This window comes from Streptomyces sp. SID12501 (genome assembly GCF_010550245.1).
Classification (GTDB): domain Bacteria; phylum Actinomycetota; class Actinomycetes; order Streptomycetales; family Streptomycetaceae; genus Streptomyces.
This window is the reverse complement of record NZ_JAAGLU010000008.1, coordinates 1-18,066: the sequence shown is the minus strand read 5'-3', so window position 1 is coordinate 18,066 and position 18,066 is coordinate 1. Positions and strand designations below refer to the sequence as shown.

At 66.3% G+C, this 18,066-nt stretch carries 14 protein-coding genes; 13 read left to right on the top strand and 1 reads right to left on the bottom strand.

Annotated features, from left to right (window positions below):
* Window positions 1-85 precede the first annotated feature (85 nt).
* The 4 genes from G3I71_RS10960 (at window position 86) to G3I71_RS10945 (ending at window position 3,840) form a co-directional block, all read left to right on the top strand.
* Window positions 86-1,675 (top strand): NAD(P)/FAD-dependent oxidoreductase, encoded by a 1,590-nt coding sequence (locus G3I71_RS10960; protein WP_164313798.1) that lies wholly within the window; start codon window positions 86-88, stop codon window positions 1,673-1,675.
* A complete protein-coding gene (locus G3I71_RS10955; protein WP_164313797.1) occupies window positions 1,672-2,628 on the top strand; it encodes an alpha/beta fold hydrolase in 957 nt (318 codons plus the stop codon). Before G3I71_RS10960 ends, G3I71_RS10955 begins: the two co-directional genes overlap by 4 nt.
* On the top strand, window positions 2,625-3,533 hold the full coding sequence (locus tag G3I71_RS10950; RefSeq protein ID WP_164313796.1) for an SDR family oxidoreductase: 909 nt from the start codon (window positions 2,625-2,627) through the stop codon (window positions 3,531-3,533). The genes G3I71_RS10955 and G3I71_RS10950 overlap by 4 nt, the downstream gene beginning before the upstream one ends.
* Window positions 3,534-3,621: 88 nt before the next feature.
* Window positions 3,622-3,840: a hypothetical protein gene (locus tag G3I71_RS10945; protein WP_164313795.1), complete on the top strand. Its 219-nt coding sequence runs from the start codon at window positions 3,622-3,624 to the stop codon at window positions 3,838-3,840.
* A gap of 180 nt (window positions 3,841-4,020) precedes the next feature.
* Here G3I71_RS10945 and G3I71_RS10940 read toward each other — a convergent pair whose 3' ends face one another.
* Entirely contained in the window at window positions 4,021-7,419 is a 3,399-nt protein-coding gene (locus G3I71_RS10940; RefSeq protein WP_164313794.1) for a S41 family peptidase, read from the bottom strand.
* Window positions 7,420-7,617: 198 nt separating this feature from the next.
* Here G3I71_RS10940 and G3I71_RS10935 point away from each other — a divergent pair, with 198 nt between their 5' ends.
* The 9 genes from G3I71_RS10935 to fxsT all read left to right on the top strand — a co-directional run.
* Window positions 7,618-8,223, top strand: a complete 606-nt coding sequence (locus G3I71_RS10935; RefSeq protein ID WP_164313793.1) for a TetR/AcrR family transcriptional regulator — start codon at window positions 7,618-7,620, stop codon at window positions 8,221-8,223.
* Window positions 8,224-8,428: 205 nt separating this feature from the next.
* Entirely contained in the window at window positions 8,429-10,693 is a 2,265-nt protein-coding gene (locus G3I71_RS10930; RefSeq protein ID WP_164313992.1) for an MMPL family transporter, read from the top strand.
* 123 nt (window positions 10,694-10,816) lie between these two features.
* On the top strand, window positions 10,817-11,662 hold the full coding sequence (locus tag G3I71_RS10925) for a helix-turn-helix transcriptional regulator (RefSeq protein ID WP_164313792.1): 846 nt from the start codon (window positions 10,817-10,819) through the stop codon (window positions 11,660-11,662).
* On the top strand, window positions 11,659-11,856 hold the full coding sequence (locus G3I71_RS10920; RefSeq protein ID WP_164313791.1) for a DUF397 domain-containing protein: 198 nt from the start codon (window positions 11,659-11,661) through the stop codon (window positions 11,854-11,856). The genes G3I71_RS10925 and G3I71_RS10920 overlap by 4 nt, the downstream gene beginning before the upstream one ends.
* A gap of 10 nt (window positions 11,857-11,866) precedes the next feature.
* A complete protein-coding gene (locus tag G3I71_RS10915) occupies window positions 11,867-12,352 on the top strand; it encodes a YbaK/EbsC family protein (protein ID WP_164313790.1) in 486 nt (161 codons plus the stop codon).
* Window positions 12,349-13,125, top strand: a complete 777-nt coding sequence (locus tag G3I71_RS10910) for a DMT family transporter (protein ID WP_164313789.1) — start codon at window positions 12,349-12,351, stop codon at window positions 13,123-13,125. The genes G3I71_RS10915 and G3I71_RS10910 overlap by 4 nt, the downstream gene beginning before the upstream one ends.
* Before the next feature lie 893 nt (window positions 13,126-14,018).
* Window positions 14,019-14,405 (top strand): hypothetical protein, encoded by a 387-nt coding sequence (locus tag G3I71_RS10905; protein WP_164313788.1) that lies wholly within the window; start codon window positions 14,019-14,021, stop codon window positions 14,403-14,405.
* Complete coding sequence (locus G3I71_RS10900) at window positions 14,402-15,373, top strand: caspase family protein (RefSeq protein WP_164313787.1); 972 nt, start codon at window positions 14,402-14,404, stop codon at window positions 15,371-15,373. The genes G3I71_RS10905 and G3I71_RS10900 overlap by 4 nt, the downstream gene beginning before the upstream one ends.
* 199 nt (window positions 15,374-15,572) lie before the next feature.
* Window positions 15,573-18,066, top strand: a 2,494-nt coding sequence (gene fxsT, locus G3I71_RS10895; RefSeq protein WP_164313786.1) for an FxSxx-COOH system tetratricopeptide repeat protein, incomplete at its 3' end; no start/stop codon positions are given.

Below are 18,066 nucleotides of genomic sequence, written 5' to 3'. Positions count from 1 at the left end.
TACCCATCGGTACGGACCTCATCTACTCTCCCCATTGCGCCAGTGTTCACTGGCGGAGTCGTGGGTGAGGGTCGGAGGCAGCGGTATGGCCGAACAGGAAGCCGAACACGAGCATGTGCGGGTGGCGGTGATCGGGTCCGGGTTCGGGGGGCTCGGGGCCGCTGTGCGGCTGCGCCGCGAAGGTGTCACCGACTTCGTCGTCCTGGAGCGGGCCGGCAGCGTCGGCGGCACCTGGCGCGACAACAGCTATCCGGGATGCGCCTGTGACGTGCCGTCCCACCTCTACTCGTTCTCCTTCGCACCGAATCCCGACTGGCCGCGCGCCTTCTCCGGGCAGGAACACATCCGTGCCTACCTGGAGCACGTCACCGACGTCTTCGGGCTGCGGCCCCATCTCCGCCTCAACTCCGAGGTGAAGAAGATGACTTGGGACGGTGACCGGTTGGCGTGGGTCATCGAGACCAGCAGCGGGACCCTGCTCGCCGATCTCGTCGTCTCCGCCACCGGGCCCCTCTCCGATCCCAAGGTGCCGGACGTCCCGGGGCTCGACACCTTCCCCGGCAAGGTCTTCCACTCCGCCCGCTGGGACCACGACTACGACCTGCGCGGCAAGCGGGTCGCGATGGTCGGCACCGGGGCCTCCGCCATCCAGATCGTGCCCGCCATCCAGCCCGACGTCTCCCGCCTCACCCTCTTCCAGCGCACCCCGCCGTGGGTGATGCCCCGCATCGACCGGGCCATCGGCAACGCCGAGCGAGCCGTGCACCGCGCGCTGCCCTTCACCACCCGGCTGCGGCGCGGACTCTCGTGGGGCGTACGGGAGTTGCAGGTGCAGGCGTTCACCAAGCATCCGGGCGAGCTCGGGGCGGTGGAGGCGCTGGCCAAGCGCAACATGCACCGTGCCATCAAGGATCCGGCCCTGCGTGCCAAACTCACCCCCGACTACCGCATCGGCTGCAAGCGCATCCTGCTGTCGAGCGCCTACTATCCGGCGCTCACCCGGCCCAACGTGGATGTCGTGGCGAGCGGGCTGAGCGAGGTACGGGGCTCCACCGTCGTCGGCGCCGACGGGAGTACGGCCGAGGTCGACGCCATCGTCTTCGGTACGGGGTTCCACGTCACGGACATGCCCATCGCCGACCGGGTCGTCGGTGCCGACGGGCGTACGCTCGCCGAGGCCTGGGCGGACAGCGGGATGCGGGCGCTGCGCGGGGCCTCGGCCGCCGGGTTCCCCAACTGGATGACGATCATCGGGCCCAACACCGGCCTCGGGAACTCCTCCATGATCCTGATGATCGAGTCCCAGCTGAACTATCTCGCCGACTACGTACGGCAGTTGGGTGTGCTCGGGGGGCGGGTGGCGCTTGACGCCCGGCCCACAGCCGTCGACGCGTGGAACGACCGGGTCCAGGAGCGGATGCGGCGCACGGTGTGGAGCACGGGCGGGTGCAGTAGCTGGTACCTCGACGCGAACGGGCGCAACACCACCGTCTGGCCCGGTACGACGTCCGAGTTCCGGCGGGCGACGCGGAGCGTGGATCTCGCCGAGTACGAGGTCCTGCGGGCGACCGGCAGCAACAGCGCCGATAGCAGCACCGGTAGCAGCAACAGCACTGGCAGCGGCACCGGCGCCGGCATCGGTGACATCAACTCGACCGTAGGGGTGGACGCATGAGCCGGCTGATGTCCGTGGCGGACGGTCCGTACACCCCGCCCGTCCCTGTCCGTGAGCTCACCGCCGTTTCGGCGGACGGGGCCCGGCTGCATGTCGAGGTGCACGGTGCGGCCGACGGGCCCGTGGTCGTCCTCGCGCACGGCTGGACCTGCTCCACCGCCTTCTGGGCCGCCCAGATCCGCGAACTCGCCCCCGATCACCGGGTCGTCGCCTACGACCAGCGCGGCCACGGACGCAGCCCGGCGAGCCCCGTCTGCAGTACCGACGTACTCGCCGACGACCTGGAGGCCGTCCTCGCGGCCACCCTCGCGCCCGGCGAGAAGGCCGTGGTCGTGGGACACTCCATGGGCGGGATGACGGTGCTGGCAGCGTCCGCGCGGCCGGGGTTCCGGGAGCATGCGGCGGCCGTACTGCTGTGCAGTACCGGCAGTTCGCGGCTCGTCGCCGAATCGCTGGTCGTTCCGATGCGTGCCGGGCGGCTGCGCACCTGGCTCACCCGGCGGGGCCTCAGCTCCCGCGCCCCGATGGGGCCGGTCACGCCGGTCTCCCGGCGCATCCTCAAGTACGCGACGATGGGCGCCGGTTCGACGCCCGCGATGGTCGAGGCGTGCGCCCGGATCGTGCACGCGTGCCCGCGCAAGGTGCGGTACGCGTGGGCGCGAGTCCTGGACGGGGTGCAACTCGACTCGCAGATAGGGGAGTTGACTGTTCCGGCCGCTGTCGTCGTCGGTACGGCGGATCGGATGACCCCGCCCGTTCACGCACGCGCACTGGCCGCAGCACTGCCCCAGTGTCACGGTGTGACCGAGCTGCCCGGGCTCGGGCACATGACGCCGGTCGAGGGGCCGGGGGCGGTGACCGGGGCGATCCGTGAACTCGTCGCGGCGTACGGGCAGTTGGGGCCGCACGGCACTCAGGTCGACAGCAGCGTACCCATCGAGGAGAGCGCATGAGCAAGGTCAGTCTGGACGGGCAGGTCGCTGTCGTCACGGGGGCCGCTCGGGGGGTCGGTGAGCTGCTCGCGCGCAAGCTCTCCGCCCGCGGGGCGAGGGTCGCGCTGGTCGGGCTGGAGGCCGACGAGCTCAAGCAGGTCTCGGAACGGCTGCACACCGACAGTGCGTACTGGTACGCCGACGTCACCGATCACGAGGCGATGTCCCGGGTGGCGGAGGAGGTCAAGGAGCGGTTCGGGAAGGTCGACATCGTCGTCGCCAACGCCGGGGTCGCCAGCGGCGGGCCCTTCGTCGACTCCGATCCGGAGTCGTGGCGGCGGGTCATCGAGGTCAACCTGATCGGGTCGGCGGTTACGGCTCGGGCGTTCCTGCCGGTGCTGATGGAGAGCCGGGGGTATCTCCTCCAGATCGCGTCCCTGGCCGCCCTCACTCCGGCGCCGATGATGACCGCGTACTGCGCGTCCAAGGCCGGCGTCGAGGCGTACGCGCACTGTCTGCGGGCCGAAGTCGGTTACAAGGGCGTCCGGGTGGGGGTCGCGTATCTGTCGTGGACCGACACCGACATGGTGCGCGGGGCCGACCAGGACGACGTCATGCGGGAGTTGCGGCAGCGGCTGCCGTGGCCGGCCGGCAAGACGTATCCGCTGGGGCCCGCCGTCGACCGGCTCGTGGCGGGGATCGAGCGGCGGTCCAGCCATGTGTACGGGCAGGGGTGGCTGCGCGGGATGCAGGGCATACGGGGATATCTGCCGGGGCTGATCGGTGCGGTGGGGCAGCGCGAGGTCGGGCGGTACTCGGGGCGGTTGCAGGGGATGGGCACCGGGCTGGTGGGCGCGGGTGGCGCGGCCGACGAGGAAGCCCGCGGCGCGGGGGCAGGGCGGGGGCCGGACGCGGTCAGTGACTGAACGTGACTGATCGAAATGCGTGCGTTGTCCTGGCGTGCAAATCTGGTCGAGCCCCCATCCCCTCACCCACTTACGGGAGTGAACCCACATGGGCATGAAGGACGAGATGCAGGACAAGGCCCGCCAGGCCAAGGAGAAGATGGAGCAGGCCCGGAAGGGTCAGCAGGGCCAGCGTCAGCAGGGCCAGGAGGACCGGCCCGGTAAGCAGGGTCAGGAGACTCCGGAGCGCGGGCGTCCTCGTGATGAGGAGACGGAGCGGGCGATGCGGGAGGAAGCGGAGCGGATCAATCGGGACTACGACGCGTAGTCCTGTTTGAGCGAGCTTCGACGTGGGGTGCCCTCTGTTTTTCGAGGGCACCCTGCGTTTTTGTCTGGGGTGTTGGGGTGCGCTGTCGGGTGCGGGGCCGTGGGGGCTTGTCGCGCAGTTCCCCGCGCCCCTGGGCGGGTGACCCCAGCGCTCGTCAAGAATGCGGGCCGGAGTGCTGGTTCACGAACGCGGGGGAAGTGTTGGCCTGGCCCTGTTCGGGACCTCGGTGTAGTCCGGTGGAGTTGCCGCCGGGTGGGTTTCCAGTAGGGCCAGGGCCAGTTTGATGGCGTCGTCCGTTTCGACGTGGCGGCCCTCTGCCCAGTCGAGGGGGGTGCGCAGGACCTCCAGGTCGGGGGCGACGCCCTGGTTCTCGACTGTCCAGCCATACGCGTTGAACCATGCCGCGTTCATCGGGACCGTGATCACCGTGCCGTCGCCCAGGCGGTGGCGGCCGGTCATGCCGACCACTCCGCCCCAGGTCCGTTGACCCACCACCGGGCCGAGTTCCAGGAGTTTGAAGGCGGCCGTGATCATGTCGCCGTCGGAGGACGTCGCCTCGTCGGCGAGGGCGACCACCGGCCCCCGGGGGGCGTTCGAGGCGTACGAGACCGCCTGGGCGTTGCGCGTCAGGTCCCAGCCCAGGATCGTGCGCGTCAGCTTCTCCACCACCAGTTCGCTGATGTGGCCGCCCGCGTTGCCGCGCACGTCGACGATGAGGGCGGGCCTCGACACCTCCATGCGCAGGTCGCGGTTGAACTGGGCCCAGCCCGAGCCGCCCATGTCGGGGATGTGCAGGTAACCGCACCGCCCGCCGCTCAACTCCCGCACCACTTCTCGGCGTTTGGCCACCCAGTCCTGATACCGCAACGGACGTTCGTCGATGAGGGGGACCACCGCGACCCTCCGCGCCCTGCCCGCGCCCTCGGCCTGAGCGGCGTCGGTCGAAGCAGCGCCGGTCGAACCAGCGTCGGTCGAAGCGGAGTCTGACGCGGTGAACGTCAGCTCCACCGTCGTACCGCCCGCTCCCGCGAGCAACGGGAACGGGCCCGTCACCGGGTCCACCGGGCGCCCGTCCACATGCGTGAGCAGCGCGCCCTCCCGGATTCCCGAACCGGCCAGCGGGGAGCGGGCCTTGGAGTCGGACGAGTCGCCGGGGAGGATCCGGTCCAGCATCCAACCGCCTTCCCTGCGCACGAAGTTGGCGCCCAGCAGGCCCTGTCGGCGCTGGTAGTGGGGCGGGCCCTCGTTGCGGCGGGCGGCTGTCACGTACGCGTGGGACGTGCCCAGCTCGCCCAGGACCTCCCGGAGCAGGTCCGCGAACTCGTCGGGGGACGCGACCCGTTCGACGAGCGGGCGGTACTGCTCCAGCACTGCGTCCCAGTCGATGCCGCACATCCGGGGTTCCCAGAAGTAGGCCCGGATCAGGCGGCCGGCCTCCTCGTACGACTGGCGCCATTCCGCCGGGGGGTCGACCTCGTGCAGGACCCGGCGCAGGTCGATCCAGACGGTCGTGTCGCCGTCGCCCGGGTCGGTGGAGGGCACCGCGCGCAGCTCGTCCTCGTCGACGACGACCAGCCGTGAGGCGTCGCCGCTCACCGCGAACCAGTCGAGGTGGTCGACGAGTTCGGCCTTCTTGCCCTTGCTGAGGTTGAAGTGTTCGAGCGTGGGCCGGCCGCTCGTGTCGGCCGGGTTCGCGAACGTCTCGCCCAGCGCGCCCGAGATCGGCCAGCGCAGCCACACCAGTCCGCCGCCCGCGACCGGGTACAGCGCCGAGTACTTGGAGGCGGCGACCGGGAAGGGCGTCACCCGGCTCTCCAGACCCTCGGCCTCGACGATCACTGTGCCGTCCGTACCGTCGGCGCCCTCGTCCTCGCCGGGGTCCAGGCCACCGGCGGCCGGTCGCCCGTCGGGGGAGAGGGCGAAGGGGGAGGGCGTGGCGGAGGAGAGGGGGACGAGGTACGGGCGGCAGCCGAGCGGGAAGGAGAGGTCGCCGGTGTGGACGTCGTACACCGGGTCGAAGCCCCGCCACGACAGGAAGGCCAGATAGCGGCCGTCCCTGGTGAAGACCGGGTTCTCGTCCTCGAAGCGGCCGTTGGTGACGTCGACGATCAGACGGTCCTTTATGCGCGCCATCTTGATCTGGCGCAGGGAGCGTCCGATGCCCGGGTGCGACCAGGTCAGCCAGGCGCCGTCCGGGGAGAAGGCGAGGTCCGTGACCGGCCCGTTGAGGGAGCAGATCAGCTCGGTCACCTCCCCGGTCACCTCCCCGTGCGACTTTTCGTCCGGCTCCTCGTTCGGCTCCTCCGAGGCGTCGATCAGCAGAAGTCGGCCGTCGTGGGCGGCGATGGCGAGGCGTTCGCCCGCCGGGTCGGGCACCAGTTCCAGTACCCGGCCCAGCCGCCCGGACGCCAGCCGTCTCGGCTCCCGCTCCCCGCTGGCCCTCGGCAGGTAGGCGATCTCGATCGCGTCCTCGCCCTCGGCGTCCGTGACGTAGGCGACCTGCCCGCCCGAGCCGAGCATCTCGGGCAGCCGGACCCGTACGCCGGGTGTGTCCGTGATCGTCCTCGCCGGGCCGTCCCGATGGGTCAGCCAGTACAGGCTGCCGCGTACGACGACGGCGCTCGCGCGGCCCGTCTCGTCGACCGAGATGCCGTCGACGTGCTGCGCGGCGGGTACCTGGTACGTACGACGGCCCGCGCGCGGCCCGCCGAGCCGTACGTCGAGGCGGCGGGGGACGGAGTCGGCGGCGAGGTCGTCGACGATCCACAGGTCGCCGGCGCACTGGTACACGACCCGGGTGCCGTCACTGGAGGCGTGCCGGGCGTAGAAGGCGTCGTGGTCGGTGTGGCGGCGCAGGCCGGAACCGTCGTACGCGCACGAGTACAGGTTGCCGACGCCCTCGTGGTCGGAGAGGAAGGCGATGCGGTCGCCGACGAACATGGGGGAGTGGAGGTGGCCGTCGAGGTCGGGCAGCAGACGCTCGCCGTGCAGCCAGAGGCGGCCGGTCGCACCGCCCCGGTAACGCTTCCAGGCGGCCGGTTCGTGGGGCGGGGTGCCCGTGAGGAGGAGGGTCTTCCGTTCCCCTCCGATGTCCGCGACCTGGATGTCGGAGACGGGACCCCAGGGGAGCCGCCCGCCGGGGCCGCCGCCAGTCGGGACGCTGTAGGCCCAGGTGAAGTAGGAGAAGGGCTGGCCGTGGGAGGCGACGGCGAGGATGTCGCCGTCCGGGGACCAGCCGCAGACCTGGGTGTCGGCACTGCCCCAGTAGGTGAGCCGCTGCGCGGGGCCGCCGTCCACCGGCACCCGGTTGATCTCGGGCACGAGGCTGCGCCAGCTCGTGTACGCGATGTGCCGGCCGTCGGGCGAGAACCGCGGGTGCCCGACCTTCGTACGGTCGACGGTGAGCCGCCAGGCACGGCCGTCGGCCCCTGAAGACCCCGACCTTCCGGCTCCATCTCCGTTTCCATCTCTGTCTCCGTCTCTGTCTCCGTCTCCGTCGAGGCGGGCGAGCCAGAGATCGTCCTCGGCGACGAAGCACAGCAGGTCACCGCTGAGGTGGGGCAGGCGCAGATAGCTCACCTCCCCATGCTTTTCCGGGAAACGGGCCCGGGCAACTTGTGAAATATCGGGAACGTGGATACGAGTGGGTGAGGCCCGTGAGCGAGGGCACGTACGAAACGGTTTCGTTTCTATGATTCTCGGGGTATGTTCATTGACGTAGGGCGGAGCTGTACGAAACGGTGTCGTCCGAAACCGGAACAGGAAAGGGTGAGTGACATGACCGAGGTCGCAACGGCGCGTCGTAGTCGGATCACGCCCGAGCGTGAGGCCGAGCTGTACGGCGCCACGCTCGACCTGCTCCGGGAAGTCGGCTACGAGGCCCTCACCATGGACGCCGTCGCCGCCCGTACGAAGTCCAGCAAGGCCACGCTCTACCGCCAGTGGGGTGGCAAGGCCGAACTGGTCGTCAGGGCCATGCGGCACTTCAAGCCGGGTGGCACCGCCATCGCGGACGTCGACACCGGGTCCCTGCGCGGCGACTTCCACGACCTGCTGCTCCGCGAGAACGACTGCGCCATGGAACAGACCTCCGCGCTGATGCGGGCTCTGGGCATGGCGGTCCACGGAAACCCCGATCTCCTCAAAGCACTTCGGGAACTGCTCATCGAGCCTGAGATGGCCGAGTTCCGCAAGGTGCTGGAGCGGGCTGTCGACCGGGGTGAGGTCAGCGCGGACAACCCGGCGATGGGTTATGTGCTGCACATGATGATCGGCGGCTTCATCGCGCGCTCGCTCATCGACGAACGGCCCCCGACCCAGGCCTACTTGCGTGACTACATCGACGCCGTGGTGCTCCCCGCCCTCGGCGTGTCGGTTCCGTAGGGCAGCCTGTCTCCGAATCAGCCCGAACCAGCCCTTGAACAACCCCACTTGTTACCCCACCTTGCACCTGACTCGTACCTGACTCGTACCTGACTCGTACCTGACGCGACCGCTCACGTCGTCGGGCTGATCACTCCTGCGCCCCAACAGGCCGATCAACCCTGCCCTGTTGCTGTTCAACGACCTGACCGGGAGTACGCCCCTCGTGGCCACGTTCCTCTACAAACTCGGCCGGCTCGCCTTCAGGCGACGGCATTTCGTCGCCCTGATATGGGTGGCGCTGCTGACGCTCGCGGGAGTCGGCGCGGCCAGCGCGCCCGCCGCCGGCACCACCTCCTTCTCCATTCCGGGTACGGAGGCCCAGAAGGCCTTCGACCTGCTGGAACAGCGTTTCCCCGGCGCCAGCGCCGACGGAGCGACCGGGCGCATGGTCTTCAAGGCGCCCGAGGGCCAGAAGATGACGGACGCCGCCAACAAGGCGACCGTGACGAAGACGGTCAAGCAACTGGGCGACGGTTCCGAAGTCGTCGCCGTCTCCGACCCGTTCACGACGGGCGCCGTCAGCAAGGACGGGACGGTCGCCTACACGTCGGTGAAGTACACGCTGCCCGGCATGGAGCTCGCGGACTCGACCAAGGACGCCCTGGAGAAGGCCGGCGACCAGGCCCGGGCCACCGGGCTGACCGTCGACGTCGGGGGCGACGCGCTGCAGGCGGAGTCCGAGCCGGGCGCGATCGGTGAGGCCGTCGGCATCGCCATCGCCGCGATCGTCCTCGTCATCACCCTGGGTTCGCTGGTCGCGGCCGGACTGCCGCTGCTGACGGCGATCATCGGCGTCGGTATCGCCGGCGCCACCATCACCTCCCTGGCCAACGCGCTCGACCTCGGCGACAGCACGTCCACGCTCGCGCTGATGATCGGTCTCGCGGTCGGCATCGACTACGCGCTGTTCATCGTCTCCCGTTACCGCGGTGAGCTGGCCGACGGCCGTGACCGCGAGGAAGCGGTCGGCCGCGCCACCGGCACCGCCGGCTCGGCGGTGGTCTTCGCGGGCCTCACCGTCGTGATCGCCCTGGCGGGCCTCGCGGTCGTCAACGTCCCGATGCTGACCAAGATGGGCCTCGCGGCGTCCGGCACGGTCGTGGTCGCCGTACTCATCGCGCTGACCCTGATCCCGGCACTGCTCGGATACGCGGGCCGGAAGGTCCAGCCGGCGGGCCAGAAGAAGGACAAGAAGAGCAAGAAGGCGAAGAAGGGCACGAGCGAGAGCGAGACCGAGAGCGAGACGAACGAGCAGGTCAAGCCGGTCGCCGGGCCCAACATGGGCACCCGGTGGGCGCGCTTCGTCATCCGCCGGCCGGTCGCCGTACTGATGTTCAGTGTGCTCGGTCTGGGCGCGATCGCGCTCCCGGTCACCCAGCTGGAACTGGGCCTGCCCGACGACGGCTCGCAGCCCACGTCCACGACCCAGCGCAGGGCGTACGACCTGCTGTCCGAGGGCTTCGGCCCCGGCTTCAACGGTCCCCTGATGGTCGTCTACGACGCCCGGGGCACCGCCGACCCCCAGGCCGGCGTCGACAAGCTGGCCGACCGGATCAAGGGCCTCAAGGACGTCGTCACGGTCGCCCCGGCTCAGTTCAACAAGGCCGGCGACACCGCGACGATCGCCGTGATCCCGGACTCCAAGCCGTCCTCGACGCAGACCGAGGGCCTGGTGCACGCGATCCGCGACCAGAGCGCCGACGTCAAGGCCGAGACGGGCGCGACGGTGCTGGTCACGGGCACCACCGCGATGAACATCGACTTCTCGCAGAAGCTCAACGACGCCCTGATCCCGTATCTGGGCCTGGTGGTCGGCCTCGCCTTCCTCCTCCTGATCCTGGTCTTCCGCTCCATCCTGGTCCCCCTCAAGGCGGCCCTGGGCTTCCTGCTCAGCGTCCTCGCCGCGCTCGGTGCCGTGGTCGCGGTCTTCCAGTGGGGCTGGCTGAGCGGCCTGCTCGGCGTCGACGAGACCGGCCCGATCATGTCCATGGTGCCGATCTTCATGGTCGGCGTGGTCTTCGGTCTCGCGATGGACTACGAGGTGTTCCTCGTGACCCGCATGCGGGAGGCGTACGTCCACGGCGAGTCGCCGTCCAACGCCGTGGTGACCGGGTTCAAGCACAGCGCCCGGGTCGTGGTCGCCGCCGCGATCATCATGATGGCCGTCTTCGGCGGCTTCATCAGCTCCAGCGAGTCGATGATCAAGCTCTTCGGCTTCGGCCTGGCGATCGCGGTCTTCTTCGACGCGTTCGTGGTCCGCATGGCGATCGTCCCGGCCGTGCTGGCCCTGCTGGGCAAGCGGGCCTGGTGGCTCCCGAAGTGGCTGGACCGCGTACTCCCCAACGTCGACGTGGAGGGCGAGAGCCTGCGGACCCTGGACGACGACAACCGTCCGCAGGACGAGGACCGGGAGCTCGTACAGGTCTGAGTCGGCCGCGAGCAAGCTGAGAAGGGGCATCCCGCGCTGCGGGGTGCCCCTTTCCGGTGTTTGTCCCGCCTGTCCCGGCTGTCGACAGTGCCGTTCGGGTACGGGTCGCCGTTGGAGGTGGGTATGAGCGAGGACGTGGACGAGGTGGGCTGGGCGATCGAGCCCGGCGACGAGATGGCGCCGATGATCGAGGTCGTGGGCGGCGTGATCAAGTTCCACAGGGAGGCCGCCGGAATGTCGGTGGCCGACTTCGGGGCGGCCATGCGGTACGGCGAGGACCTGATCCGGAAGGTCGAACGCGGGGCACGGATTCCCCGGGTCGAATTCCTTTACAGCGCGGATGAGTTGGTGAACGCGCGGGGCGCGATTACCGCCATGCGGAAGTACGTGGAGGACGCGCAGTACCCGAAGAAGGTGCGGGCACTTAAGGAGTTGGAGGGGCGGGCGGTCGAGTTGTTGTTGTACGGCAACCACAACATCCACGGCCTGCTGCAGACACCGGAGTACGCGAAGGCATTGTTCGAGACACGGCAGCCGCCGCTCTCTTCCGGCGAGGTGGAACGGGAAGTTGCCGCGCGCGTCGCCCGTAAGTCGGTCTTCGACCGGGAGCCCACACCTTCGTTCAGCTTCATCCAGGAGCAGGTGACGCTTGAGCGACCCATCGGAGGGAAAATGGTGCTACGTCGACAGCTCGAACACCTGCTGGAGGTAGGCGAGTTGCGGAACGTCATGATCCAGGTCATGCCGACCGACCGTGAGGATCACGCCAGCATGCAGGGCCTGATCCAGGTGCTGAAGTTCGCCGATGGCTCGGCGGTCGGGCGTTGCGAAGGTGCGTTCAATGCCCGTCCGATCTCAAGTCCCAGGGATCTTGGGGTCCTTGAACTCCGTTATGGGATGATCCGGGCGCAGGCTCTCCCGCCTGGGGAGTCGCTGGCCTTCATCGAGCGAGCGCTTGGAGCGTTATGAGCACCTCGGAACTCCGCTGGTTCAAGAGCAGCTACAGCGACAGCAGCGAACCCGGCGACTGTGTGGAAGTAGCCACCACCCCGCACACCATCCACGTCCGGGACTCCAAGACCCCCAGCCCCACCCACACCCCGCACCTCACCCTCGATCCCACCACCTGGAATTCGTTCGTGGTGCATCTGTCCGGCAGCTAACGTGCCGGGCATGACCACGTCCTCCCGATTCGCCGAGGCCCTCGATGAGCTGGGCCTCAGCGAACTCCACTCCCGTATTCGCCGGTTTCCGGACGAGACCCGTACCGCCGCCGAGGCCGCCGCCGCGATCGGGTGTGAGCTGAGCCAGATCTGCAAGTCGCTGATCTTCTCCGCCGACGGGGTGCCGGTGCTCGTCCTCATGGACGGCGCCTCTCGCGTCGACGTCGAGCTCGTCCGGCGCGAACTCATGGCCGCGAAGGTCACCCGCGCCAAGGTGGACGTCGTACGCGAGACCACCGGGTACGCCATCGGGGGTGTGCCGCCCTTCGGGCACCGGACCAGAACCCGTGTCCTCGCGGACCGTTCGCTGCTGGAGCACGACGTCGTCTGGGCCGCCGCCGGTACCCCGTACACGGTGTTTCCCATGGAGCCGAAGGCCCTGATCGCCCACGCCGGCGCGACTCTCGTGGACGTACGCGAGTCGGCGGCTCCGTGACCCCGACAGTCACCGCCGCCGTACTGCTCGCCGCCGTCACCCACGCCTGCTGGAACGCGCTCGCGCACCGCATCATCGACAAGCTGGTCGGGTTCACGCTCATCGCGGGCGGCGGAATGCTGATCGGGCTGGTCGCCGTGCCGTTCCTGCCGCTTCCCGCTGCCGGGGCGTGGCCGTATCTCGTCGCGTCTGCCCTCATCCACATCGCGTACTACGTGCTGCTCATGCGGTCGTTCAGGCTCGGCGACTTCGGGCAGGCGTATCCGATCGCGCGCGGTACCGCGCCCCTCGTCGTCACCGTGCTCGCCGCCGTGTTCGCCCACGAGGTGCCCAACGGCTGGGCGGCGGCCGGAATCGTCGTGTCCTGTGCGGGACTTACCGGGGTCGCGCTGTGGGGGATGCGCGGGCGGCGGCCCAACTGGGCGGCGATCGGGGCCGCGTTGGCGACAGGGCTGTCCATCGCCGCGTACACCGTCGTCGACGGTCTGGGCGTACGGGCCTCGGGCTCCGCGCTCTCCTACATCGCCTGGCTGATGGCCCTGGAGGGCATCGCCGTCCCCGCCTACGCGCTGTACCGGTGGCGGGGCCAATTCCTTGCGACGGTACGGCCGTTCGCCGCAGTCGGGCTGCTCGGCGGCGCGCTGTCCGTGACGGCGTACGGCCTCGTGCTGTGGGCGCAGACCCGGGCGGAACTCGCCCCGGTGGCGGCGCTCAGGGAATCGTCGGTCAAGCAAGGTTCATGCGGTAATAGTCTTACCGCTCGGCATGCTTGATGGGCGGCCAGCTCCGGGGCCTGGTGCCCGATAGGCATCGCGACTGTTGAGGAGTAACCGAGACTTCTGCGATCCTCCCGACATAGCCGCATATGGGGTGGGTTCATGGCAGATTTTTGGAACGTGGTGAGCACCGTGAGTGCAGCTGGCGGTGTGGGCGTTGCTGTCGCGTCGATGTGGATACCGCACCGACGGGCCGTAAGGGCTGATCAAGAAGACACGGATCGAGTGGCTAAGGCGGCCCAGGGCCGAGCCTCCTTGGTGACCGCCTCAGTGCCGTGGTCCAGCAGTACGACCCTTGACGTTTGCATCGCCAACGGAGGTACAAGCCCGATCGGTGACGTCGAGATCCTGGACGTTCGGCAGGCTCCTTCACAAGGCGCAGTGAGTTGGCGCTTAAACCCCAACATCAGACCGAACGTAAAGATCGCATGCATCCTTCAACCACAGGAGGAGCTGACGGCGAGAGTGCAACTGATTGATCCACTCAGTGAGCCAGTCCGCCCAGCCCCTGACGCCAGCCTGGTGATCGTCTTTGGGTTTCGGGACGCAGATGGACAGTGGTGGAAACGAGAGATCGGAAAGCCACCTCAGCCGTGGGAGGCCAGGTCAGTCAACTGACTGCCCCTTCGAAACCCTCGGTCAAGTCCCTGTTGATGCAGTAATAACTTCGCTGTTCAGGAGGCTTGAGGAGGTATGTATCAGACACGTCATCAAGCTGGTGTGCGCCGGTTGAGCACTGGCAACTAGACATACGAGGGTGCTAGTTCGGTGATGAGCGGCATCCATCTGGGTAGCACCAGCTACGCTGCGTTCCGACGCCGCCAATCGGCTTGGTCCATCCAACCGGAAGACTCGAACTGAGGTCTTACGGGGGTAGGGGAGGAAAAGGGATGGATGTGCTCGTACTGATCCAGGCGGGCAAGGACGGGGACGGCCCTGACCTACTGCGTTGGCTGAAGAGCGATCCCGTGGCCGCGCACGCCAAGCTGTCAGCCGCACCAGCAGCATCGGACGACGATGGAATGGGTGCCGCCGAAATCGTCCAGGCAGTAGTCGACAACGCTACTGCGATCGGTGGCCTGGTCATTTCAACAGCGGCATGGTGGGACGCCAGACGTACTGCACGTTCGCCAGGAACGGGCTCTGGCGTGAGAATCGAGTGCAATGGTGCCGTAGTGACCATCAACACCAGCGACCCAGCCAAAGTCCAGGAGATTATTGACACCTTGAAGCGGACGGAACAGCCCCGCGGCGGTGATAACTCCAACGCATCATGACCACCCCGGATCCCGCTGGTTCCCGCGCTGTTTTGATCGGCGTTCACTCCTCCGCGGACGCCCTCGGGCTCGGAGAGCTGCCTGCCGTTGAAAAGAATCTCGCAGAACTCCGGCGAGTCTTGACTGACGGTACCGTTTGGGGTCTTCCTGATGAGCACTGCCTCTACATTCCAGAACCCACCTACCCTCATGAGGTGCTGACAGAAGTCGAACGGGCAGCCGCCGAGGCTACCGACACGCTCCTGTTGTATTACGCCGGACATGGACTACTCGTTGGGGAAGAGCAAGATCTCCACCTGGCCCTGAGTGGCGTTAAATGGGATGACGATTGCCTCAGTTACTCTAAGCTTCGCGCCAGACTGCGACAAGCAGGAATACGGGCTCGTCGCACTGTAGTTATCCTGGACTGCTGTTATAGCGGCAAGGCGCTTGGCGAAATGAGCCCAGAATCTCCTTGCACTGTACCGGATCTACAAAGAGTGGTCGCTCAAAAGGCAGATATCGAGGGCGTTTGCGTATTAACGGCCTCCGCCGCCACTCGAAAAGCTTTAGCTCCCATCGGGGAAAAATTTACGGCTTTCACAGGTGAGCTTATCCATGTCCTGTGCAATGGAGTTTCCGGGAGCGGCGAGTTCCTCGATATGACCATGATTTACGATGCAGTATCCGACCGCTTGGCTAATCGCCAGGGTGTGCCGGAACCTCAATTCGGTACCCGGGGCCATGGTGCCGATATTGTATTAGCACGCAACCGCGCATTTACCGCGGCGATAAACGAAAATGAAGTGCCGATCGACATGGCCGATTCCTACCCCCTGAATACTCTGGCAGCCGCCCCCGCATCGCTACAGCCGCCGGACCGTGGACTCCCTCCGGTCGTAGGCACATACAAGGGGATCGAGATTCGGAGTGAGCGCGTATTGTTGCAATTTCTTCGATCACAACAAGGAGGAAACTCCAGTGAATGAACGAGGTGAACTGAATATCTCGGCCGCTGCATCTGGACACGGTCGAATTTACCAAGCTGGACGTGACCAGTACATTCATGAGACTGCTCTATCTAGCCAGTCTTTGCGCCCTGTTTCGAACGTAGATGCTCCCAGCGACCTTGTAAATCTACCTCCCAGAGGGGATCTCCTTGTAGGTCGCACTTCTGAAATCTCGCATATGGAAGATAGCCTCGCCGCGCCGGGCAGTGTAGCGGTCTTGAGTGGACTAGGAGGGGTAGGGAAGAGCACACTTGCCGCACACTATGCGTCACGGCGCGTGAGGACCTACAATCCAATCTGGTGGATCACTGCGAATAATTCTGCTGGACTTGAGGCCGGCCTCGCACGTTTGATTTTTACTCTGCAACCGGAATTGTCCCAAGCCTGGCCTATGGATGAATCAGCTGAACGCGCAACCCAGTGGTTGAGCACTCATGATGACTGGCTCCTCATTCTAGATGATGTGACAGATTCAGCAGATATTGCATCGCTAATTAATCGCCTGAATTGTGGTCACATCATTGTGACGAGCCGCCTTAGTTCACGCTGGCACCGCATCAATGCCACAATGATTCAAGTGGGCCCCCTTCCTCGCCATGAAGCCCTCGAACTATTTACGCGGACCGTACAATCTGGCGAACCAACTGGAGAACCAGATCTCTATCAAAGGGCGGATCTAGTCTCGCGCCTAGGAGGGCTTCCGCTCGCTATCCGGGCAGCCGCCAAGTACATCTCAGCGACCCATATTGATGCAGCAGAGTACCTTCACCGACTCTCCAATTTTGAGTCGGATATTCTCGATTTAGACGATTCTTCACCTGCCCGGAGCCCGCTTAATCGAACATTTCATGCCAGTTTCGAGCAGCTCACAGATGCGCCATTCGCGCTGCCTCTACTACGCATTCTTTCCTGGTATGCCCATGAAGGAATTCCGCGCAGCTTGCTTGATAACTTGACTTTATCAGTTGATCAGCAAACGTTGCAGCAGACCTTGATGAAGCTCGCGGCCCACGGATTGCTTGATGCCGATGCAACTTCAATCTCCATGCATCGATTGTTGCAGACGTTTGTCCGGACCGTTGACCCTCAGGATCCCTATCGCCTGCCGGTCGACATCACGACTGGGCTGCGGCAGTCAACGGAGTTGCTGGATGCAGCCCTCCCGCAAGTGTACGAACCCAAGGGTTGGCCTCTTTGGCAACGTCTTATTCCGCACATTACGACCCTTGCTGACCGTGCGACGTCAGAATCCGATACTGCCGTGTCGGCTCACCTATTCAATCAGGCGGGCCTTTTCCTAAACGAGCAAGGTGATCCAACCGACGCCATTCCATATCACATGCGTTCCCACGCCGCGTATTCTCGTCATTATGGGCGCCTTCACCGCGATACGCTGGCAGCTCTCGGGAATCTGGCTGGCGCTTACCAAGCAGCGGGTAATCTCGAAAAAGCTCTCTCTCTGTACGAGCAAACTCTCGCTGAGTGCGAACAGTCACTCGGGCATGAAGACCCTGTTGTCCTGAGTACTCGGAATGATCTAGCAGGCGCATACCTGGCATCTGGCGACCTGGATGCTGCCATTCCATTGTATGAACAAACGCTGACCGACCGCGAACGCGTACTGGGCGACCTGCATCCCGATACTCTGACTTCTCTAAACAACCTGGCATACGCACACCAGGTGGCCGGAAATATAGAGCAATCTATTCCGTTGTTCGAGCAAGCTCTATCTAAGCGGGAACAGGTACTGGGTGATCAACACCTCGATACCTTGGCTTCCCGTCATAATCTCGCAACCTCCCTTCATTTTGTGAACCGGGCTGGGAACGCAGTACAGCTTCTAGAGCAGAATCTGGCGACACGGGAGCGGATTCTTGGTAGCGACCATCCAGACACTCTCGCGTCATGCAACAGCCTCGCCTATGCCCGTCTTTCGCTAGGCGACGTTAACGGTGCGCTTCCGTTGTTGGAGGAAACGCTGACCGACCGGCAACGGATCCTCGGCAGCGACCACCCTGACACCTTGACGTCCTTGAATAATTTGGCGTACGCCTACGAAATGAAAGGTGATCTAACACAGGCCATCCAGCTTTATCAGAGCACACTGGCCGGCTGCGAGCAATTTCTCGGCTCCGATCACCCGGATACCCTCGCCGCGCGAAGCAATCTTGCGGGTGCTTATAGCACGCTCGGTGAGCTGGAAAAGGCCTTTCCTTTGTTTGAACAGACCCTCACCGCCTCCGTGCGGGTGCTGGGCGAGGACCACCCCGAAACATTCACCTCCCGCAACAATCTCGCGGGTGCGTACCAGGGGGTGGGGGACCTCGGGCGGGCCATCCCGCTGTACGAACAGACCCTCAGTGACCGAGTGCGGGTGCTGGGCGAGGACCACCCCGACACGCTCACCTCCCGCAACAACCTCGCCGGCGCCTATATGTCGGCGGGGGACCTCGGGCGGGCCATCCCGCTGTACGAACAGACCCTCACCGCCTCCGTGCGGGTGCTGGGCGAGGACCACCCCTCCACTCTCACCTCCCGCAGCAATCTCGCGGGTGCGTACCAGGGGGCGGGGGACCTCGGGCGGGCCATCCCGCTGTACGAACAGACCCTCACCGCCTCCGTGCGGGTGCTGGGCGAGGACCACCCCTCCACTCTCACCTCCCGCAACAACC